The organism is Pseudomonas paeninsulae (assembly GCF_035621475.1).
Classification (GTDB): domain Bacteria; phylum Pseudomonadota; class Gammaproteobacteria; order Pseudomonadales; family Pseudomonadaceae; genus Aquipseudomonas; species Aquipseudomonas paeninsulae.
Genome location: NZ_CP141799.1, coordinates 5119082 through 5140066, shown reverse-complemented (window position 1 = coordinate 5140066; position 20985 = coordinate 5119082). Strand labels below are relative to the sequence as shown.

Here is a 20985-nt window from a genome sequence, read left to right as displayed (position 1 = left end):
CGGCTGTCCACGCAGCGCTTGCGCGCTGCGTGGACTTCAGCGCAGCGCGTAATCCAGCACGATGCCGATGAAGATCGCCAGCCCGGCCCAGTGGTTATGCAGGAAGGCATTGAAACAAGCCATTGGCTTGCGATTGCGGGTGGCCCGGTATTCCCAGAGGAAACATCCCGCGGCGGCCAGCAGGCCGAGGTGGAACGGCAGGCCCAGCTCGAAGCGGCTGCCCGCCAGCAGCAGGCACAGCAGGGTCAGGCCCTGCAGGATGGCGATGATCAGGCGGTCGGCATCGCCGAACAGGATGGCGGTGGACTTCACGCCGATCTTCAGGTCGTCGTCGCGGTCGGCCATGGCGTAGTAGGTGTCATAAGCCACCGTCCACAGCAGGTTGGCGATGAACAGCAGCCAGGCCTCCGGCGGCAGGCTGCCGGTCTCGGCGGTGAAGGCCATCGGCATGCCCCAGGAAAACGCCGCGCCGAGCACCACCTGGGGGTAGAAGGTGTAGCGCTTCATGAAGGGGTAGCAGGCGGCCAGGGCCAGGCCGCCGAAGGACAGCCAGATGGTCGTGGCGTTGGTCAGCAGCACCAGCAAGAAGGCCAGCAGCACCAGCACGGCGAACAGGATCAGCGCCTCGCGCGGCGTCACCTTGCCGCTGGCCAGGGGCCGCGCCTGGGTGCGTTTGACGTGGCCGTCGAAGTTGCGGTCGGCGTAGTCGTTGATCACGCAGCCGGCGGCGCGCATCAGGATCACGCCGACGACGAAGATAAACAGGTTTTTCGCGCTCGGCACGCCTTCGGCTGCGACCCACAGGGCCCACAGCGTCGGCCATAGCAGCAGGAAGATGCCGATGGGTTTGTCCAGGCGCATCAGCTGGATGAAGTCCCAGGTGCGGGGGTGCAGGCGATTCAGTGATTTGAGCAGGCGGGTGTACATCGAGCGCGTCTCCGTGCGAGGTGCGGCGGATTATACGGGTGCTGGGCGCGGAGGGTGGATGACGCTGTTTGCATCCACCGTCTTCTCGGCAGATACGGCGTGACCCACCCTGGCCGGTTCGAGGTGGGTAGAAGGCGAGAGGCAGGATGAGCGGTTAGCCCGTGGCAAGCCGCGCGGCATGGCGGGTGGCAAACGCTGCGAGGTTGTCCAGCCTACGCCTCGATCCCGGCGTCCGGCCAGAATTCGGGCAGAAACACTTCGACCACCAGAACCCCGAGGGCGCCGCGGCTGAAGCAGGAGCGGCGTGCCCACAGGCGTTCTGCGCGCACCTCGGCGGGTAGCCAGGCTGCCGGGAAACGGCAGACTTGCAGGGCGTTGCGCTCGAACGCGCGGTCACTGAACAGCAGTTCGCCGAGCGAGCGGCTGCCCAGCTGATCGAGGGCCAGGCCGGAGCCCTCCAGAGCGCTGCGCGCCGCCACGCTGCGGGCGAACACCCAGGGTTGGCCGTGGCCGCGCAAATACACTTCACGCACCCAGCCCTGACTGCCGGCGGCGACGTTGAGGGCCGTGCATTCGTCGCTGCGCAGGCGCTGCCAACCCTCGACCAGCGGGGTGACGCTAAAACCGTCATTGGACAATGCCGTCAGTCTGCGGGTCAGCGAGTCTTGATTGAACAGCCAGTCGCGTACCCCGGCAGCCGGGGCCGGGTGCAGTTGGCTGGCGGTCAGCCAGTGCGGCGGGTGGGCGAGGGCGGCGTTGGGCACGACAGAATTCACCACAAATCGGAAGCGCGCGAGTCTAGCACGGACGTTCGCGGGCGTAGGCTGGGTTAGGCGCCAAGCCGGTGCCCGGCATAGGTAGCCCCTGGTGGGATACGCAACGCGGTGGTCGGTGCAAGGATCGGCGTTACGCGCCGCTAACCCTCCCTACGGCCCACCCCGACCGATCACGACCAGCCTTCCAGGCGCATGGTCGCGCGCACCAGGCGTTGTTCCTCCTGCTCGATTTCCTTGAGGTTGTCGCGAATGCTGTGGATGTGCTCGCGGGCGGCGCGCTGCGCCAGTTCCGGCAGGCGCTCGATCACCGCGTGGTACAGGCGCGAGTGCTGGCGGTCGATCTGGCGTTTCTGCAGGGGCCGGTGATAGAGGTTGTTGACCGAGGCGAACACCGTGCTGAGCATCAGGTCGGTCAGCGACTGCAGGGTGTGCAGCAGCACCGGGTTGTGCGACGCCTCGCAGATCGCCAGGTGGAAGGCATGGTCGAGGCGCGCATGCTCGCGCGGATCGACGTCGCTTGGCGGCTCATTGTGGGCGGCGAGCATTTCCTCGTAGCGTCGGGTCAGCAGGACGAAATCCGCATCGGTACCGCGCAGGGCGGCCAGGCGCGCCGACTCAGCCTCGAGCAGGGCGCGCACTTCGAGCAAATCGAAGAGGGTGCGCGGCTGCGAGTTGAACAGGTGCATCAACGGGCTGGCATCGCGCGGCCCGTTCAGGGTCGCGACCCGCGAATCGCGGCCTTGCGCGGTTTCGATGATGCCGCGCCCGCGCAGTACCTTGAGCCCTTCGCGCAGTGCCGAACGGGAAATCCCCAGCTTCTCGCACAGGCGTCGTTCCGAGGGCAGGGCCTGACCCACCTTGAGCACGCCGTCGACGATCAGCCGTTCAATTTTTTCGGCCACTACATCGCTGACCTGGCGGCGTACTGCAGGCAGTTCTTGATCCATTGTGGCGCACTCGATGACTGGTAGGACCAGTTATGGTTTGGCGAACTTAGGCGGACAAATATAAGCGCGTTAGCCAGGATGGATAAAGCCTGGGTCGATAAGTGGTGACGCGCGAGTCTAAAAAAACTGGTCATACCAGTGTGTCTGGCGATGGACGCCAAGGTTGCCAGGGCCTAACCATGCGGCACAACCAGCGCACCACTGTCCGGATGCGCCATAACGCTGACACCCGCTACGCCACCTGAGTGAGCCTGCCATGAGCATTCTGTACGACGAGCGCGTCGATGGCCCGTTGCCCTCGGTCGATAAGCCAGCCCTGCTGGCCGCATTGCGCGAGCAGCTGCCGGACCTGGACGTGCTGCACGATCAGGAAGACCTCAAACCCTACGAGTGCGATGGCCTCTCGGCCTACACCGTCACGCCGATGCTGGTGGTGCTGCCCGAGCGCATCGAGCAGGTCGAGCGCCTGCTCAAACTCTGCTACCAGCGTGGCGTGCCGGTGGTGGCGCGCGGCGCCGGCACCGGTTTGTCCGGCGGCGCCTTGCCGCTGGAGCAGGGCATCCTGCTGGTGATGGCGCGCTTCAACAAGATTCTCGAGGTCAACCCGGCCGGGCGCTTTGCCCGGGTCCAGCCCGGCGTGCGCAACCTGGCGATTTCCCAGGCCGCCGCGCCGCATGAGCTGTATTACGCGCCGGATCCGTCCTCGCAGATCGCCTGTTCGATCGGCGGCAACGTCGCCGAGAACGCCGGCGGCGTGCATTGCCTGAAATACGGCCTGACCGTGCACAACCTGCTCAAGGTCGAAGTCCTCACGGTCGAGGGCGAGCGCATGACCCTGGGCAGCGATGCCCTGGATGCGCCGGGCTTCGATCTGCTGGCGCTGTTCACTGGTTCGGAAGGCATGCTCGGCATCATCACCGAGGTCACGGTCAAGCTGCTGCCCAAGCCGCAGGTGGCCAAGGTGCTGCTGGCCAGTTTCGATTCGGTGGAGAAGGCCGGGCGTGCGGTCGGCGCCATCATCGCCGCCGGCATCATCCCCGGTGGCCTGGAGATGATGGACAACCTGGCCATCAGGGCGGTGGAAGACTTTATCCATGCCGGTTACCCGGTCGAGGCCGAAGCCATCCTGCTCTGTGAACTGGACGGCGTCGAAGCCGACGTGCGCGACGACTGCGAACGGGTGCGGGCGGTGCTGGAGGCGGCCGGTGCCAGTGAAGTGCGCCTGGCCCGCGACGAGGCCGAGCGGGTCAAGTTCTGGGCTGGACGCAAGAACGCCTTCCCGGCGGTCGGACGCATCTCGCCGGACTACTACTGCATGGACGGCACCATTCCACGCCGCGAGTTGCCCGGTGTGCTGCGCGGCATCGCCGAACTGTCCGCCGAGTACGGCCTGCGCGTGGCCAACGTGTTCCATGCCGGTGACGGCAACATGCATCCGCTGATCCTGTTCGATGCCAACCAGCCCGGCGAACTGCAGCGCGCCGAAGCCATCGGCGGCAAGATCCTCGAACTCTGCGTCAAAGTCGGCGGCAGTATCACCGGCGAGCACGGCGTCGGCCGCGAGAAGATCAACCAGATGTGCAGCCAGTTCAACAGCGACGAGCTGACCCTGTTCCACGCGGTGAAAGCGGCCTTCGACCCCAAGGGCCTGCTCAATCCCGGCAAGAACATTCCGACCCTGCACCGCTGCGCCGAATTCGGCGCCATGCACGTGCACCTCGGCCAGCTGCCTTTCCCCGAACTGGAGCGTTTCTGATGGTCATGCCGGATGCTTTCGATGCCAGCTCGGCGCTGCTGGAACAGGTCAATCACGCCCTCAATAATTCGCTTGCGCTGCGTATTCAGGGCGGTAACAGCAAGGCCTTTCTCGGTCGTCCGGTCAGCGGCGAGCTGATCGACAGCCGGGCCCATCGCGGTATCGTCAGCTACGACCCGACCGAGCTGGTGATCACCGCCCGCGCCGGCACCCCGCTGGCCGAATTGCAGGCAGCGCTGGATGAGGCCGGGCAGATGCTCACCTGCGAGGCGCCGAGTTTCGCTGGTGGCGCCACGGTCGGCGGTATGGTCGCCACGGGGCTGTCCGGGCCGCGTCGGCCCTGGGTCGGTTCGGTGCGTGACATGGTCCTGGGCACCCGCCTGATCACCGGCCATGGCAAGCATCTGCGCTTCGGCGGCGAGGTGATGAAGAACGTCGCCGGCTATGACCTGTCGCGTTTGCTGGCGGGCAGTTTCGGCTGCCTGGGGCTGATCACCGAAGTGTCGCTCAAGGTCCTGCCCAAGCCCCGTCAGTGCCTCAGCCTGCGCCTGCCGATGGACGTCGAGAGCGCCCTGCGCAAGCTCGCCGAATGGGGCCAGCAGCCAATCCCGCTGAGCGCCGCCAGTCATGACGGTCGCGCCCTGCACCTGCGCCTGGAAGGCGGCGAAGGTTCGGTGGCCGCCGCCCGCAAGAGCCTGGGTGGCGAGCTGCTCGACCCGACCTACTGGCAGCAGCTGAACGAGCAGCGCCTGGCGTTCTTCGCCGATCCGCGGCCGTTGTGGCGCCTGTCACTGCCCAATAACAGCGCGGTGTTGAGCCTGCCCGGCGATCAGTTGATCGACTGGGGCGGTGCCCAGCGCTGGCTGAAATCGACTGCCGAGGCGGCGCAGATTCGCAGCAGCGCCAGTGCCGCCGGCGGCCATGCCACCTGCTTCACTGCCGGCGTCTGCGACAGCCCGTTCCAGCCCCTGGCCGCGCCCTTATTGCGCTATCACCGCCAGCTGAAAACTCAGCTCGACCCGCAAGGGATCTTCAACGCTGGCCGCATGTATGCCGAGGTGTAAGCCGTGCAGACGAATTTAACCGAACAGGCCAAGCGTCTGCCGCGCGGCGAAGAAGCCGAAAGCATCCTGCGCAGCTGCGTGCATTGCGGCTTCTGCAACGCCACCTGCCCGACCTACCAGCTGCTCGGCGACGAGCTGGACGGCCCGCGTGGGCGCATCTACCTGATCAAGCAGGTGCTCGAAGGCAATCAAGTTACCGCCAAGACCCAGTTGCACCTGGACCGCTGCCTGACCTGCCGCAACTGCGAAACCACCTGCCCGTCCGGGGTCGACTACCACAACCTGCTGGATATCGGCCGCGCCGTGGTCGACGCGGCGGTACCGCGTCCGCTGGGCCAGCGCGTGCTGCGCGAAAGCCTGCGCGCCCTGGTGCCGCGTCCGGCGCTGTTCAAGGCCTTGGTCCAGGCTGGAGAGGCCTTCCGGCCACTGTTACCGGGCGTACTCAAGGCCAAGTTGCCTCGACAGATCCACCCGGCCAAGCCGCGGCCGCAGGTGCGCCATGACCGTCGCGTGTTGATCCTCGAAGGCTGCGTGCAGGCGGGCCTGTCGCCCAACACCAACGCGGCCAGCGCGCGGGTGCTCGATCGACTCGGCATCAGCGTCACGCCGATCCGCGAGGCCGGCTGCTGCGGCGCCGTGGATTATCACCTCAACGCCCAGGAACAGGGCCTGCAGCGCGCCCGGCAGAACATCGATGCCTGGTGGCCGGCAATCCAGGGTGGCGCCGAAGCCATCGTGCAGACCGCCAGCGGCTGCGGCGCCTTCGTCAAGGAGTACGGCCACCTGCTCGAGCACGACCCGGCCTACGCGGCGAAAGCCAAGCGGGTCAGCGAGTTGGCCAAGGACCTGGTCGAAGTGCTGCGCGGCGAGGCGCTGGAACAGCTCGGCGTGCGCAGCGACCAGCGCCTGGCCTTCCATTGCCCCTGCACCCTGCAGCATGCGCAGAAGCTTGGCGGCGCCGTCGAGGACGTGCTCAGCCGCCTGGGCTTCCAGCTCACCGCGGTAAGCGATGGGCACCTGTGCTGTGGCTCGGCGGGAACTTATTCGCTCACTCAACCGCAGCTGTCCAGGCAGTTGCGCGACAACAAGATGGACGCCCTGGAAAGCGGCAAGCCGGAGGTGATAGTCACCGCCAATATCGGCTGCCAGACCCACCTCGATGGCGCCGGGCGTACCCCGGTACGCCACTGGATCGAGTTGGTTGAGCAAGCCATGGGCTGAGGACCACGGCCCTTATCCGGGCGACGAATTTCGCGCACTGCGCGCCAATCAATCACGAGGAACCACACATGCAAAGCAAAGCCGTACTGGGTCAAGCCGAAGTCGTCCGCATCCTGGCCGCTGCGCGCGCCGAAGCGCAGCAGCACAACTGGGCCGTAGCCATTGCCGTAGTCGATGACGGCGGTCATCCGTTGGCCCTCGAACGCCTCGACGGCTGCGCCCCGATCGCTGCCTACATCGCCACTGAGAAGGCGCGCAGCGCGGCCATCGGTCGGCGCGAGACCAAGGGTTACGAGGACATGGTCAACGGCGGCCGCAGTGCCTTCCTGTCCGCGCCGCTGCTGACGTCCCTCGAAGGCGGCGTCCCGCTGATCGTCGACGGCCAGGTGATTGGTGCGGTTGGCGTATCCGGGGTCAAAGCCGATCAGGACGCCCAGGTCGCCAAGGCCGGTATCGCCGCCCTGGCCTGAACGCATTACAGCGCTGAGCGCAGGCGCACAGCACCGAACAACCCTGATCCCCGTCGCTGTTGCCGCGGGGCAGGGGATCACTGAATTGGAGAGCCGAAGATGACCGAACGCGTGAACTGCCAGCGCCTGCAAGTGGCCGCCAAGCTGCAACGTTTCGTCGATGAAGAAGTGCTGCCGGGCAGCGGTCTCGAGAGCGCCGCTTTCTGGGCTGGCTTCGATGCCCTGGTGCATGACCTGGCGCCACACAATCGCGCGCTGCTGGTCGAGCGCGATCGTCTGCAGGGCGAACTGGACCACTGGCACCGCAGCAACCCGGGTCCGGTGACGGATATGCCGACCTATCGCGCCTTCCTCGAGTCCATCGGTTACCTGCTGCCTCCACCGGCCGGCGTGCACGCCAGCACCGCCAATGTCGACAGTGAGATCAGCAGCCAGGCCGGGCCGCAGTTGGTGGTGCCGGTGATGAACGCGCGCTATGCGCTGAACGCCGCCAATGCGCGCTGGGGTTCGCTGTACGACGCGCTGTACGGCACCGATGCGATCAGCGAAGCGGGCGGGGCGCAGAAAGGCCCCGGCTACAACCCGGTGCGCGGGGCCAAGGTGATTGCCTTCGCCCGTGCCTTCCTCGATCAGGCTGCGCCGCTGGCCAGCGGCAGCCATGCCGATTCCGTCAGCTATCGGGTGGTCGACGGCCAGCTCCAGGTGACCCTGGCGAACGGCAGCCAGAGCGCGCTCAAGCAGCCGGAGAAGTTTCTCGGTCATCAGGGCGAAGCCGCCGCGCCAAGCGCCGTGCTGCTGAAAAACCACGGCCTGCATGTGGAAATCCAGATCGACCTGCATAGCCCTACCGGCGCCACCGATGCCGCCGGGGTCAAGGACCTGCTGCTGGAAGCGGCGCTGTCGACCATTCTCGATTGCGAAGACTCGGTCGCCGCCGTCGATGCCGACGACAAGGTGCTGATCTACCGCAACTGGTTGGGCCTGATGAAGGGCGACCTCAGCGAGGAACTGGACAAGGGCGGCAAGCGCATCACTCGCCGTCTCAACCCGAATCGTCAGTACATCGGCACCGACGGTGCCAGCCTGAGCCTGCAGGGTCGTTCGCTCATGTTCGTGCGTAACGTTGGCCATCTGATGACTAACCCGGCGATCCTCGATGGTGAGGGCCGCGAGATTGCCGAAGGCATTCTCGATGGTGTGATGACCAGCCTGATCGCCCTGCACGATCTCAAACGTCGGGGCAATTCGCGCAGCGGCAGCGTGTATATCGTCAAGCCGAAGATGCACGGCCCGCTTGAAGTGGCCTTCGCCGACCAGCTGTTCGCGCGTATCGAAGACCTCCTGGCGCTGCCACGCAATACCCTGAAGATGGGCATCATGGACGAGGAACGGCGCACCAGCGTCAACCTCCAAGCCTGCATCGCCGCCGCCAGCACGCGGGTGGTCTTCATCAACACCGGCTTCCTCGACCGCACCGGCGACGAGATGCACACGGCCATGGAAGCCGGGCCGATGCTGCGCAAGGGCGAGATGAAAACCACCCAGTGGATTCAGGCCTACGAGCGCAACAACGTGCTGGTCGGGCTGAGCGGCGGCCTGCGTGGCCGCGCGCAGATCGGCAAGGGCATGTGGGCCATGCCGGATCTGATGGCGGCCATGCTCGAACAGAAGATCGCCCACCCGCTGGCCGGCGCCAACACCGCCTGGGTGCCATCGCCAACCGCCGCCGTATTGCATGCCTTGCACTACCACCAGGTGGACGTGCAGGCGGTGCAGCGCGAGCTGGAAAGCATCGACTTCAACGCCGAGCGCGACAGCCTGCTCAACGATCTGTTGACGGTACCGGTAGCGGCCGAGCGCACGTGGAGCGAAGCGGATATCCAGCAGGAACTGGACAACAACTGCCAGGGCATCCTCGGTTATGTGGTGCGCTGGGTCGAGCAGGGCGTCGGCTGCTCCAAGGTGCCGGACATTCATAACGTCGGCCTGATGGAAGACCGCGCCACCTTGCGCATCTCCAGCCAGCACATTGCCAACTGGTTGCACCACGGCGTGGTCGAGCGGGCGCAGGTCGAGGAGACCCTGCAGCGCATGGCCAAGGTGGTCGATGGGCAGAATGCCGGCGACCCGCTGTACCGCCCGATGGCGACCAACTATGTCGCTTCGGCCGCGTTTCAGGCCGCCAGCGACCTGGTGTTCAAGGGCCGCGAACAGCCCAGCGGTTATACCGAGCCACTGCTGCACGCCTGGCGTCTGCGCTTCAAGCAGGAGGCGTAACCCCTCACTGGCAACTGATATTCGGCCCCGTGCGCGCATGCGCCCGGGGCTTTCGAGCATGGATGCCGGCATGGGCGCAGCCCAGAGGCGGTGTTCGCGGGCCTGACAAGCTCCGCTGCGTGATACCGGATCTTCCGGGCAACTGTGGTTCACAACAAATAAAAAGGACCCACCCATGAATCAAACGCTACTGTCCATCCTCGCCTTCGTACCTCTGGTGCTGGCAGGTGTGCTGCTGATCGGCTTTCGCTGGCCGGCCAAGTACGCCATGCCGGTGGTCTTCCTGCTCACCGCTCTGATCGGCCTGACCGCCTGGGATATGTCCTTCAATCGGGTCGTGGCTTCCAGTCTGCAAGGGTTGCTGCTCACCGCCGCGATCCTGTGGATCATCTTCGGTGCGATTCTGCTGCTCAACACCCTCAAACACTCCGGTGGCATCACTGCCATCCGCCACGGCTTTGCCGGCATCACCCCGGATCGGCGGGTGCAGGCCCTGATCGTCGCCTGGCTGTTCGGCTGCTTCATCGAAGGCGCCTCCGGCTTCGGTACGCCTGCCGCGGTGGCGGCGCCACTGCTGGTGGCCCTGGGCTTCCCGGCCTTGGCCGCGGTGGTACTGGGGATGATGGTGCAGTCCACGCCGGTGTCGTTCGGTGCGGTCGGTACGCCGATTCTGGTGGGCGTGGCCGGCGGCCTGGACAAGGTCGGCATGAGTGAGCAGTTGCTGGCCTTGAACAGCAACTGGGAGGTGTTCTTCCACCTGATCTACTCGCGGGTGGCGATTACCCATGGCCTGATCGGCCTGCTGATGCCGCTGATCATGGTGATGATCATGACCCGTTTCTTCGGCAAGAATAAATCGTGGAAAGAAGGCCTGGCGGTGGCGCCATTCGCGATCTTCACCGCGCTCTGCTTCTCCGTTCCGTACATGGCTGCCGGGGTGTTCCTCGGTCCTGAGTTCCCGTCGATGATCGGCGCCATGGTCGGTCTGGCCATCGTCGTACCGGCTGCCAAGGCGGGCTTCCTGCTGCCGAAACAGACCTGGGACTTCGCCGAGGCCAAAGACTGGCCAGCCGAGTGGATGGGCAAGATCGAGATGAAGATCGAGGATGTCGCGGGCAAGACTCCGGTGTCGGTGCCCATGGCGTGGGCCCCTTACCTGTTGCTGGCGGTCTTCCTGGTGGCCTCGCGGATCTTCCCCGAGCTCAAGGCCGCGCTGATCGCGGTCAGCTTCGGCTGGACCGACATCCTCGGCGAGACAGGCGTTTCCGGTAGCCTGCAACCGCTGTACCTGCCGGGTGGCATCCTGTGCATGGTGGTTATCGTGACCTGTTTCTTGCACCGCATGCGCTTCAGCGAGTTGCAGGCCGCGGTCAGCGAGTCGAGCCGTACCCTGCTGGGAGCCGGCTTCGTGTTGATCTTCACCATTCCCATGGTGCGTATCCTGATCAACTCCGGGGTCAACGGTTCCGACCTGGTGTCGATGCCAGTGGCCATGGCGCAGCTGGTGGCCAACAGCGTGGGCGATGTGTATCCGTTCTTCTCTCCGGCCGTGGGTGCGCTGGGCGCCTTTATCGCCGGCTCCAACACGGTGTCCAACCTGATGCTCTCGCAGTTCCAGTTCAACACCGCCGGCCTGCTCGGCGTGTCTGGCGCGATGATGGTGGCGGCGCAGTCGGTGGGTGCGGCTGCGGGCAACATGATCGCGATCCACAACGTGGTGGCGGCCTCGGCCACCGTGGGCCTGCTCGGGCGTGAAGGCATCACCCTGCGCAAGACCATGCTGCCGACCCTGTACTACCTCCTGGCCGCCGGCAGCCTGACCATGATCGCCATGTATGGCATGGCGATCAGCGATCCGCTGCTGGTCGGTTAACGGGTTTGGCACAACCTGCCGAGCCTGGCTGCGTTAGGCTTTGCCCAGACCGGTGCGGGTCTCTTGGTTGGCTTGCCCGCCATCTGGCGGGCAAGCCAACTCCTCGGACAGCCTGCCGCCGGGCGCAATTGCCCGGCCGCCGGGTTGGCGCATCCGCGCATTTGCGGTAGCGTGCCGGCATGCACTACCCGAGATACACCCGAGGACGTTATGAAGAAGTGGCAATGTGTGGTCTGTGGACTGATTTACGACGAAAGCCAGGGCTGGCCCGACGAAGGCATCGCCGCGGGCACGTCGTGGCAAGATGTGCCGCAAGACTGGCTGTGCCCGGACTGCGGTGTGGGCAAGCTGGATTTCGAGATGATTGAAATCGGCTGAGCGCAGCCATACACATACGGCGACCCCAGGGTCGCCGTTTTTTTTTGCGCGATCAGCGTCGGTCGAGCCGGCATGGGCGCGTATCAGGCTTGGCGGCTGGCGGGCAATTGCGCTAGGGTCAGGAAAATTCTCGCAACGCGCAGGTGCTCTATGTGCAAGTGGCAATGCATCGTTTGCGGCTTTATCTATGACGAAGCTGCAGGCCTGCCGGAAGAAGGCATTGCTCCGGGAACTCGCTGGGCAGACATCCCCGCCGACTGGCTGTGTCCGGATTGCGGCACCGGCAAGCAGGATTTCGAGATGATCGAAATCAGCTGAGCCAGCAGGCCCTAGGGCCTTCCCCGTAAATACCTGCAGTGGCGACAGCCTGAGGCCGTGGCCCGGTTTTGCCGATTAAGGAAGTGAAGATGAGTGCAGCTGTGACGACGCCCGTGGTTACGCCCGTAGTTACACCCGTGGTGATAGTCGGTACCGGCTTGGCCGGCTACAACCTGGCTCGGGAATTTCGCAAACTGGACAGCGAAACCCCGCTGCTGCTGATCAGCGCCGATGACGGTCGCTCCTACTCCAAGCCGATGCTGTCCACCGGCTTCGGCAAGCACAAGGATGCCGATGGTTTGAGCATGGCCGAACCCGGCGCCATGGCCGAACAGCTCAAGGCCGAGATCTACACCCATACGCGCATCACCGCGATCGATGCGGGCCAGCGGCGGCTGTGGATCGGCGAACAGGCCGTGGCTTATCGTGATCTGGTGCTGGCCTGGGGCGCCGAGCCGATTCGGGTGCCGGTCGAGGGCGATGCCGAGGACGCGATTCTGTCGATCAACGACCTGGAAGACTACGCACGCTTTCGCGCCGCCGCAGCCGGGAAAACGCGCGTGCTGCTGCTCGGCGCCGGCCTGATCGGCTGCGAGTTTGCCAACGACCTCAGCCTCGGTGGTTATCAGATCGAGCTGGTAGCGCCCTGCGAGCAGGTGATGCCCGGCTTGCTGCATCCGGCGGCGGCAGCGGCAGTCCAGGCGGGGCTGGAAAGCCTCGGTGCGCGCTTCCACCTCGGGCCGGTGCTGGTCAGCCTCAACCACGCCGATGATGGCCTGCAAGGGCGCCTGTCCGATGGCACGCTGATCGCCTGCGATCTGGTGCTCTCGGCGGTCGGCCTGCGCCCGCGGATCGACCTGGCTGCGGCCGCCGGCCTGGCGGTCAATCGTGGGGTGATGGTCGACCGTGAGCTGCGCAGTTCCCACGCCCACATCTATGCCCTGGGCGATTGCGCCGAGGTCGATGGCCTCAACCTGCAGTACGTCATGCCGCTGATGCACTGCGCTCGCGCCCTGGCCCAGACCCTGGCGGGCAAACCGACCGCGGTCAGTTACGGGCCGATGCCGGTGACGGTGAAAACGCCGGTGTGCCCGCTGGTGGTTTCGCCGCCGCCGCGCGGCCTGCAGGGCGAGTGGACGGTTGAGGGCAGTGGGGGCGATATCAAGGCGCTGTGCCGCGATGCGGCCGGCAGCCTGCTCGGGTATGCCTTGACCGGAACGGCCGTGCAGGAAAAGCTGGCGCTGAATAAGCAGCTGCCGGCGTTGCTGGCGTGAATGCCGGCTGTTCTGGCGTTAACGCCTTTAAATCGTCCAGTTAAACTGTCGGACAAGACTGGCGCAGGTCCGCATCACATGCCATTCTCCCTGGGGTCTGCCGCAGTGTAGAGCTGTTGCGACGCCTTGGGCGCTGCTCTGGATGAGCAGCACGGACACAACAACAAAAAACCGTCAAAGGGGCATTTATGCGTAAACCGGAACTCGCCGCTGCCATCGCCGAAAAGGCGGATCTGACCAAAGATCAGGCAAATCGCGTACTCAACACCGTACTGGAAGAAATCACCGGTGCACTGAACCGCAAGGACAGTGTCACTCTGGTGGGCTTTGGCACGTTCGTGCAGCGTCACCGCGGTGCTCGCACCGGCAAAAACCCGCAAACCGGGCAGCCGGTCACGATCAAGGCCAGCAACACCGTCGCCTTCAAGCCGGGGAAGTCCCTGAAAGACGCGGTCAACTGAGCCTCATCAGCCCGGAGCCGGCTGGCTCCGGGTTCCTTCCCCGACTTTGTTATGCCCGCCAGGGCAACCTGATGATCGACCTGCGGTTATGTGGCTCACCGGCCTCAGGGCTGGGCTGTAGTCCCGTGCAAAAAACACTACAATGCGCCGCCAATACCCTTCCCCCGACGAGGCCGTGCGCATGAAATTCCGTTTTCTCCTGTGGATGCTGGGGCGCCTGATGGCCAAGGCCAGCCGTGATAACCCGGCTTTCCAGCAGCAATTGATCGACCGCGACATGGTGTTCCAGCTGCACACGCTGGACGGCAAGGTTGCTCGTCACTTCATCGTCAAAGACCAGCGCATCAGCAGCAAGCGTGGCCCGGCCAGCCAGCCGGCCTTTGCCCTGGGCTTCAAGGATGCCGTCTACGGCTTCGCCACGATGAACGCGAAGAACAAGCAGCTGGCGTTTATGCAGGGTATTCAGAACAAGGACATCCAGATTCAGGGCAACCCGGCACTGGTGATCTGGTTCCAGGGGCTGACCAAGTACCTGGTGCCGAAAAAGAAGGCCAGCGAGAAAAAAGCCGCCTGATACGCAGTGCCGATCAGTGTCGCTGGCCGGCGCTAGTGGCAAACGTTAGGCTGGACGCCGTCACTGTGGATGCCCGCTTATGCGTTTGTCGATTATTGCCCTGCTGTTCATCAGTAACCTGGCGCACGCCGCCCCGGCCAACGTCGATGCCTTTGCCCCGGTGTTCGAGCTGGCCGGCATTCGCCTGCTCTGCGAGCAGAGCGCGCCATTACTGCAGCGTGGCCTGAGCGAGCAGCAGCAGGCGCAACTGGGCGAGGCCTTCGCCGCCGATGCGCTGTGTCTGGATCTGGCCAAGCAGCTCGCTGGCAGGTTCGACCAGGCCCAGTTGCGGCAAATCCACAGTGTGCTCGGCAGTCCGATCGCCAAGCGCTTCAGTGCGCAGGAGCGAGCGGTCGGTGCAGACGGCGGCGAGGCACTGGCCAGTTACCGCGTACAGCTTGCCCAGCGCCCGCCGCGCAAAGATCGCCTGGTGTTGGTGCGGCGTCTCGATGCGGCGGCGCACACCACCACCTTGGCAGGACTGTTGCGTTATGAAGTGGGCAAGACCCAGGCGCTGTTAACCCTCATGGCACGTGGCGAGACGCTCGACGAACAGGCCATGAGCAGCCAGACCGCGGGCCAGGCCAAGGCGCTACTGGCCTCAAGCGCCGAAGCGGTGGAATCGTTCATGCTCTATGCCTACCGGCAGATGCCCAGCGCCCAGCTGGCAGAATACACCGCGCTGTATGAGCAGCCGGCGGTCGCGCGCTTGCTGGAAAGCTGCACACAGGTGTTGCCGGGGTTGTTCGCCGAGCGCCGGGCGGCTCTCAGAAAGGCTGCGGCCAAGCGCTAGGGCCACAGTGGGTCGCTGTCTTCGCCTGGATAAGCGTCGGTGCAATGTGGGGCTTACCGCCAGCATTGCACCGAGTCGGGATAGCCCGGGCTACAACTGGTGGGCTGAAACCCACCTTTCTACGCGGCGCGACGTGAGGCGGTTGTCGATCGGTGATGGGTATCGCTGCGCTCAACCACATCCTACACAGGCCGCCGTAACCGGGGTTGCCAGCTATCTCAAGTCGGTGAATGGAACTGGTTCGCCAGTTCGCGTAGCGCCACTTCGGCGGCGAGCACCTTGTTCACCGCTTCCTCGGCCTTCTCACGGCTCAGGCCCAGGGCATCCAACAGACTCTGCGGAATGTCGGACTGCGGGCCGGCGCCGATCCCGCGGTTGCGTAGCAGGTTGACCGCCAAGCACACCAGATTCGGGTAGGCCGCATGGAGGCCGGCATACTCGGGGTCGTGTTGGAAGCGCAGCGCGCTGGCCAGTTCGTCGGGCATGTCCCAGTAGCGCATCAGCCAAGTGCCGATCTGCTCGCGGCTGATGCCCAGCAGATGCTGTTCGATATAGCTGTGCGCCAGGTGCGGATTGACTTCCATGTGGCGACAGATCAGCGAGAAGTGCGGCGGGAAGACATGCGCCAGCACCAGATAGCCGAAGTTGTGCAGCAAGCCGGCGAGGTAGGTCAGCCCCGCTTCCGGGCGCTGGGCGCGGGGCATGGCGCGGGTCAGCCCCTCGATCACCGCGGCGGTGTAGATCGCCTGTTGCCAATAGGGCGTGGCCTGCTGCGGATGATCCTTGGGCAGGCTGAGGGTCTTGCCCAGGGCCAGGCCGAGGGCCAGGTTGATCACCAGATCGAAGCCCAGCACGCGCACGATGGCGTCTTCTACCGAGCGGATCTTGCCGGGTGCGGCGTAGTAGGGCGATGCCGCCCAGCTGACCACTTGGGCGGCCAGCGCCGGGTCGGTTTCGACCACGCCGGTGATGTCGTCTACCGTGGCATTTGGGTCGACCCGCAGTTTGATAATCTTCTGTGCGGTTTCCGCCAGTGGCGGGATTTCGATGGTTTCTTCCAGGCGTTGCTGAATGCGTCGCGCGGTGAAGGCCTGCACCGCCTGGGTGATTTCGGCGCGGTCATCGTCCGGGCGGTCGAGGTTGAGCCGGATATTGCTCAACGGCTCGCCGATACGCGCGGCGCTGGCCTTGCTCAGCAGACTCTTGAAGACCTCGCTGGCTATTTCCAGGAGTACGCAGGGTTGGCCCGACTCGATGAACAGGCTCGGCACTTGTAGCAGGCGCTCATCGTACAGGCAGGGCGAACTGGTCAACTGCGGCAGGCCGGGTAGTACGCGCAGAGCATGCTTGGCAAGCATGCGTTCCAGGCGCTCGGGTTTCACCGCGACGAGTTTGCGCCCGGTTAGTTCGGCCAGGCGATCCAGCGCGAGCAGTTGACTCTGAGGATAGAGCACCAGCAAGGCGCCAACCGCATCATCGACCAGCACCGCTTGCACGCGCTGTGCGGCGGGCAAGCCGGGGTGCTCGTGGTGCACCCGAAAGGCCAGGCCGAGTTTCTCCAGCAATTGCACAATCACCGGCGGCGGGGTTGCGGCGGTGTCTGGGGCGAGGGCTACATCACTCATAACGAAATCCGGTTTGAGGGGGCGCAAATGCCCGAAGTATAAATAGCAGACCAGTGGGTCGAGGGTTCAGGCGACGGATACCCGGCAAACTGGATCACACTTGTCCGTATTGCTGGCCATGCCGCAGCCAGCGCTCGAGTAGCGGGCTGACATGCTGTGGCCAATGTTCCAGCAGGGCTTGCGCGGCATCGCGCACGGCCGGCAGCAGGTCAGCGTCACGCATCAGGTCGGCGACCTTGAACTGTAGTAAACCGGTTTGCCGGGTGCCGAGCATTTCCCCCGGACCGCGCAGCTCCAGATCCTTTTCGGCGATGACGAAACCATCGCAGGTCTCGCGCATGATGCCAAGTCGTTCCCGGCCTAATTGCGACAGCGGCGGGTGATAGAGCAGCACGCAATGGCTAGCGGCACTGCCGCGGCCGACTCGCCCGCGCAACTGGTGCAGTTGAGCCAGACCCAGGCGCTCGGGGTTCTCGATGATCATCAGGCTGGCGTTGGCGACGTCGACGCCGACTTCGATCACTGTGGTGGCGACCAGCAGTTGCAGGCGGCCCTGCTTGAATTGATCCATCACTGCCGCTTTTTCCGCGGGCTTCATGCGCCCGTGAATCAACCCGACATGCAGCCCGCCGAGGGCGACGGAGAGGTCGCTGAAGGTGGTCTCGGCGGCCTGGCAGGTCAGCTCCTCGGATTCCTCGATCAGGGTGCAGACCCAGTAGGCCTGGCGACCTTCGCTGCAGGCCGAACGTACCCGTTCAATCACTTCCGGGCGGCGGCTGTCGGCGATCACCAGGGTGTTCACCGGCGTGCGTCCTGGCGGTAGCTCATCGAGGATCGAGGTGTCGAGGTCGGCATAGGCGCTCATCGCCAGGGTGCGCGGGATGGGCGTGGCGGTCATGATCAGCTGATGCGGGCACAGGCGCCCGCCGATGCCTTTCTGGCGCAGGGCCAGGCGTTGTTGCACGCCGAAGCGGTGCTGCTCATCGATGATCACCAGGGCCAGGCGGGCGAATTTAACTTCGTCCTGAAACAGCGCATGGGTGCCGACCACCATGGACGCGCTACCGGCGGTCTGCTCCAGCGCCGCGGCACGGGCCTTGCCCTTGAGCTTGCCGGCCAGCCAGGCTACTTCGACGCCGAGCGGCGCCAGCCATTTGCTGAAATTGAGGAAGTGCTGCTCGGCGAGAATTTCGGTGGGCGCCATCAGGGCGACCTGATAGCCGGCCTCCAGCGCCTGCAAGGCGGCAAAGGCAGCGACCACGGTCTTGCCGGCACCCACGTCACCCTGGAGCAGGCGCAGCATGGGTTCGTCCTGACTCAAGTCATAGGCGATCTCGGCGCCGACCCGTTGTTGTGCGCCGGTGGGGGCAAAGCCCAGGTTGTCGAGGAACTGCTGCGGCAAGCGCTTGGCGATCGGCAGTGCCGGTGCTTGCTGGGCGCGCACGCTTTCGCGCAGGCGCTGCAGGGACAACTGATGGGTCAGCAGTTCCTCGAAGGCCAGGCGGTGCTGCGCCCAGTGGCGGCCCTCGGCGAGTTCATCCTGGTCGGCGTCCGGTGGTGGTCGGTGCAGGTAGCGAATCGCCTGATCCAGCGGGCTGAGCTGGTAGTCGCGGGCCAGTTCGCGGGGCAGCCAGTCCGGCAGGCTCTGCGGACCGAGGCGGGCCAGGGCCTGTTCGCTCAAGCTGCGCAGGCGCTGCTGGGTCAGGCCTTCGGTGCTCGGGTAGATCGGCGTCAGGGTCTGCTCCACGGCAATCGGCTCGCTGGCCGAGAGCGCGCGGTATTCCGGGTGGTAGATCTCCAGGCCTGAGGAGCCGGGACGCACTTCGCCATAGCAGCGCACCTGGGTGCCGCGCTTCAGCCCTTCCTTCTGCGCCTGGCTGAAGTGGTAGAAGCGCAGGGAGAGGGTGCCGCTGCCGTCCTGCAGGCGCACCAGCAGGCTACGGCGGCGGCCCATGAGCACATCAGCGCCGGCGACCGTACCCTCGACCACGGCGTCCTGGCCGGGCCGCAACTCGCCGATCGGCACGATGCGAGTACGATCCTGGTAACGTAGCGGCAGATGGAACAGCACATCCTGCAGGGTTTCCAGGCCGACCTTGGCGAGCTTCTCGGCCAGGGCGGCGCCGACGCCTTTCAGTGCCGTAACGGAAACCGCAGCGAGCTCGGTCATGGCGCGCGCCTTAGGCGGTTTGTGCTTGCGGGCGGGCCACCGAGCACAGGCGGATCGAGTCGGCCAGGATTTCGATGGCTTTCGGCCGCGGGAAGCTGGCGCGCCAGGCGATGGCCACGGTGCGGAACGGCGCCGGGGCGCTGAGCGGGCGCACTTCGATGATCCCGGGCGCATAGTGGTGACTGTCCACCGCCGAAAGCGGCAGGATCGACACGCCCAGGCCGGAGGCGACCATGTGGCGGATGGTTTCCAGCGAGCTGGATTGCACGGTGGTGTGCTGGGCGTGTTCTTCGCCGCCCTTGCGCAAGCTCGGGCAGGCTTCCAGCACCTGGTCGCGGAAGCAGTGGCCTTCGCCGAGCAGCAGCAGGCTCTTGTCGTTGAGCAGTTTGCTGTCGATGGTCTTCATCGCCGCCCAAGGGTGGCCGGCTGGCAGCAGGGCGTAGAACGGCTCGTCGTAGAGCGGCAGAGTCAGTACGTCGGCTTCCTGAAACGGCAGGGCGATGATGATCGCGTCCAGCTCGCCGGTGCGCAGCTTGTCGCGCAGCACGTGGGTGAAGTTCTCTTCGATATACAGCGGCATCTGCGCCGCGACCCGGTGCAACTGCGGAATCAGATGGGGGAACAGGTAGGGGCCGACGGTATAGATGGCGCCGATTTTCAGTGGCGCGGTCAGCTGATTCTTGCCGGCCTGGGCCAGTTCGCGAATGCCCTGGGCCTGCTCCAGTACCTTCTGCGCCTGGGTGACGATGCCTTCGCCGACCGGGGTCAGGCGTACCGCACTCTTGCTGCGCTCGAAGATCAACACGCCGAGTTCGTCCTCGAGCTTCTTCACCCCCACCGACAGGGTTGGCTGACTGACATGGCAGCGCTCGGCGGCCCGACCGAAGTGTTGTTCCTGGGCCAGGGTGACGATGTAGCGCAGTTCGGTGAGGGTCATAGGGTTTATCCATTAAGTTGCTGCCAAGCATAGCCTTTGCATTGCAATCAACCAACCGGGCTAAACTGCCTGCCAGTGAATTTGAATCATTGATGGAGCCTTTCATGTCGACGTGCGCGAGTCTGTTGATTGCCGGTTGCGGCGATGTCGGTACCCGTCTCGGGCTGCGTCTGGCCGCGGCGGGCTGGCGGGTGCATGGCCTGCGGCGTGCAGTCGAGCAGTTTCCCACGCAGATATTGCCGGTTGCCGGGGATCTGCGGGCCGATGTCTGTCCGCCGGCCTGGCCGGCGGGTGGGCTGGATTACCTGGTGTACTGCGCGGCGGCGACCGAGCGTGACGAGGCCGGTTATCGAGCGGCCTATGTCGACGGCTTGCGCCGGGTGCTCGACTGGTCGGCGCAGCATGGGCAAAGGCCTAAGCGCTTGCTGTTCGTCTCCAGCAGCAGTGTCTATGGCCAGCAGGGTGGCGAGTGGCTCGACGAGAGCTCGCCGGCCGAGGCTACGGGCTTTTCCGGGCGGGTGATGCGTGAGGCGGAGCAGTTGGCATTGGCCAGCGGCATTGCCGCCAGCGTGGTGCGCCTGAGCGGGATCTACGGACCGGGCCGGGAGTGGCTGCTCAGCCAGGTGCGCCAGGGCTACAAGGTGACGAGCGAGCCGCCGCTGTATGGCAACCGCATTCAGGTCGACGATGCCGCCGGCTTGTTGGCATTCCTGCTGCAAGCCGATGCTCGTGGCGTGGCGCTGGATGACTGCTATCTCGGCGTCGACGATGAGCCGGCACCGCTACACGAGGTGGTAGCCTGGCTGCGCGGCCAGTTGGGCGTCAGTCACTGGTCCGAGCAATCCAGCGTGCGCCGCGCCGGCAGCAAGCGCTGCAGCAACGCACGCGCCCGAGCCCTGGGTTGGGCGCCAGAGTACCCGAGCTACCGTGAGGGCTACGCGGCGGTACTGGCGGGGCATTGAGGCTGGCGTATTTTCTCAGATAGCTGTAAATGCAGTCTGGAGAACGCAGGCGGCGCATTTTTCCAGGTTGCCTCAGGGTTACGACATCTGGGTAAAGCGCCATCCCCATCTACGCTGTCACAGCCTTTGCACAGGGGCATGGA

19 protein-coding genes are annotated in these 20985 nt (G+C 65.1%); 13 read left to right on the top strand and 6 right to left on the bottom strand.

Annotation, left to right across the window (positions count from 1 at the left end; all coding sequences use genetic code 11):
* Nucleotides 1-36 precede the first annotated feature (36 nt).
* From ubiA to glcC, 3 genes are all read right to left on the bottom strand, one after another.
* Nucleotides 37-927 carry a 4-hydroxybenzoate octaprenyltransferase gene (gene ubiA, locus VCJ09_RS23695; protein ID WP_324732432.1) on the bottom strand — a complete coding sequence of 297 codons (891 nt, stop codon included), beginning with the start codon at nt 925-927 and terminating at the stop codon, nt 37-39.
* Nucleotides 928-1139: 212 nt separating this feature from the next.
* Nucleotides 1140-1691 (bottom strand): chorismate--pyruvate lyase family protein, encoded by a 552-nt coding sequence (locus tag VCJ09_RS23690; RefSeq protein WP_324732431.1) that lies wholly within the window; start codon nt 1689-1691, stop codon nt 1140-1142.
* A 182-nt stretch (nt 1692-1873) separates the two neighbouring features.
* Nucleotides 1874-2650 (bottom strand): transcriptional regulator GlcC, encoded by a 777-nt coding sequence (gene glcC / locus VCJ09_RS23685; RefSeq protein WP_324732430.1) that lies wholly within the window; start codon nt 2648-2650, stop codon nt 1874-1876.
* A gap of 256 nt (nt 2651-2906) precedes the next feature.
* Here glcC and glcD point away from each other — a divergent pair, with 256 nt between their 5' ends.
* From glcD to VCJ09_RS23625, 12 genes are all read left to right on the top strand, one after another.
* On the top strand, nt 2907-4406 hold the full coding sequence (gene glcD / locus VCJ09_RS23680; RefSeq protein ID WP_324732429.1) for a glycolate oxidase subunit GlcD: 1500 nt from the start codon (nt 2907-2909) through the stop codon (nt 4404-4406).
* Between the two features lie 5 nt (nt 4407-4411).
* The gene (gene glcE / locus VCJ09_RS23675; protein ID WP_324734723.1) at nt 4412-5470 is read left to right on the top strand and encodes a glycolate oxidase subunit GlcE; all 1059 of its coding nucleotides are present in this window, start codon (nt 4412-4414) and stop codon (nt 5468-5470) included.
* Between the two features lie 3 nt (nt 5471-5473).
* On the top strand, nt 5474-6691 hold the full coding sequence (gene glcF, locus VCJ09_RS23670; protein WP_324732428.1) for a glycolate oxidase subunit GlcF: 1218 nt from the start codon (nt 5474-5476) through the stop codon (nt 6689-6691).
* Between the two features lie 68 nt (nt 6692-6759).
* On the top strand, nt 6760-7161 hold the full coding sequence (locus VCJ09_RS23665) for a heme-binding protein (protein ID WP_324732427.1): 402 nt from the start codon (nt 6760-6762) through the stop codon (nt 7159-7161).
* A 99-nt stretch (nt 7162-7260) separates the two neighbouring features.
* Complete coding sequence (locus VCJ09_RS23660) at nt 7261-9438, top strand: malate synthase G (RefSeq protein WP_324732426.1); 2178 nt, start codon at nt 7261-7263, stop codon at nt 9436-9438.
* A gap of 175 nt (nt 9439-9613) precedes the next feature.
* Nucleotides 9614-11311 carry an L-lactate permease gene (locus tag VCJ09_RS23655; protein ID WP_324732425.1) on the top strand — a complete coding sequence of 566 codons (1698 nt, stop codon included), beginning with the start codon at nt 9614-9616 and terminating at the stop codon, nt 11309-11311.
* Nucleotides 11312-11521: 210 nt separating this feature from the next.
* A complete protein-coding gene (locus VCJ09_RS23650; RefSeq protein ID WP_324732424.1) occupies nt 11522-11689 on the top strand; it encodes a rubredoxin in 168 nt (55 codons plus the stop codon).
* 150 nt (nt 11690-11839) lie between these two features.
* Nucleotides 11840-12007, top strand: coding sequence for a rubredoxin (locus VCJ09_RS23645; protein ID WP_079203890.1), 168 nt, complete (start codon nt 11840-11842; stop codon nt 12005-12007).
* Nucleotides 12008-12096: 89 nt separating this feature from the next.
* Nucleotides 12097-13281, top strand: coding sequence for an NAD(P)/FAD-dependent oxidoreductase (locus VCJ09_RS23640; protein WP_324732423.1), 1185 nt, complete (start codon nt 12097-12099; stop codon nt 13279-13281).
* 188 nt (nt 13282-13469) lie between these two features.
* Nucleotides 13470-13742 (top strand): HU family DNA-binding protein, encoded by a 273-nt coding sequence (locus VCJ09_RS23635; RefSeq protein ID WP_172148432.1) that lies wholly within the window; start codon nt 13470-13472, stop codon nt 13740-13742.
* A gap of 181 nt (nt 13743-13923) precedes the next feature.
* Nucleotides 13924-14316 carry a helicase gene (locus VCJ09_RS23630; protein WP_324732422.1) on the top strand — a complete coding sequence of 131 codons (393 nt, stop codon included), beginning with the start codon at nt 13924-13926 and terminating at the stop codon, nt 14314-14316.
* Between the two features lie 79 nt (nt 14317-14395).
* Nucleotides 14396-15148 carry a hypothetical protein gene (locus VCJ09_RS23625; RefSeq protein WP_324732421.1) on the top strand — a complete coding sequence of 251 codons (753 nt, stop codon included), beginning with the start codon at nt 14396-14398 and terminating at the stop codon, nt 15146-15148.
* A gap of 218 nt (nt 15149-15366) precedes the next feature.
* On the opposite strand, the gene VCJ09_RS23620 is transcribed toward VCJ09_RS23625, so the two are convergent.
* The 3 genes from VCJ09_RS23620 to VCJ09_RS23610 all read right to left on the bottom strand — a co-directional run bounded on the left by VCJ09_RS23620 (nt 15367) and on the right by VCJ09_RS23610 (nt 19880).
* Nucleotides 15367-16773: an aminoacyl-tRNA deacylase and HDOD domain-containing protein gene (locus VCJ09_RS23620; protein ID WP_324732420.1), complete on the bottom strand. Its 1407-nt coding sequence runs from the start codon at nt 16771-16773 to the stop codon at nt 15367-15369.
* A 94-nt stretch (nt 16774-16867) separates the two neighbouring features.
* On the bottom strand, nt 16868-18943 hold the full coding sequence (gene recG / locus VCJ09_RS23615; RefSeq protein WP_324732419.1) for an ATP-dependent DNA helicase RecG: 2076 nt from the start codon (nt 18941-18943) through the stop codon (nt 16868-16870).
* 10 nt (nt 18944-18953) lie between these two features.
* Nucleotides 18954-19880, bottom strand: coding sequence for a hydrogen peroxide-inducible genes activator (locus VCJ09_RS23610; protein ID WP_324732418.1), 927 nt, complete (start codon nt 19878-19880; stop codon nt 18954-18956).
* Nucleotides 19881-19984: 104 nt separating this feature from the next.
* Here VCJ09_RS23610 and VCJ09_RS23605 point away from each other — a divergent pair, with 104 nt between their 5' ends.
* On the top strand, nt 19985-20842 hold the full coding sequence (locus tag VCJ09_RS23605) for an SDR family oxidoreductase (RefSeq protein ID WP_324732417.1): 858 nt from the start codon (nt 19985-19987) through the stop codon (nt 20840-20842).
* The last annotated feature ends 143 nt before the right edge of the window (nt 20843-20985 follow it).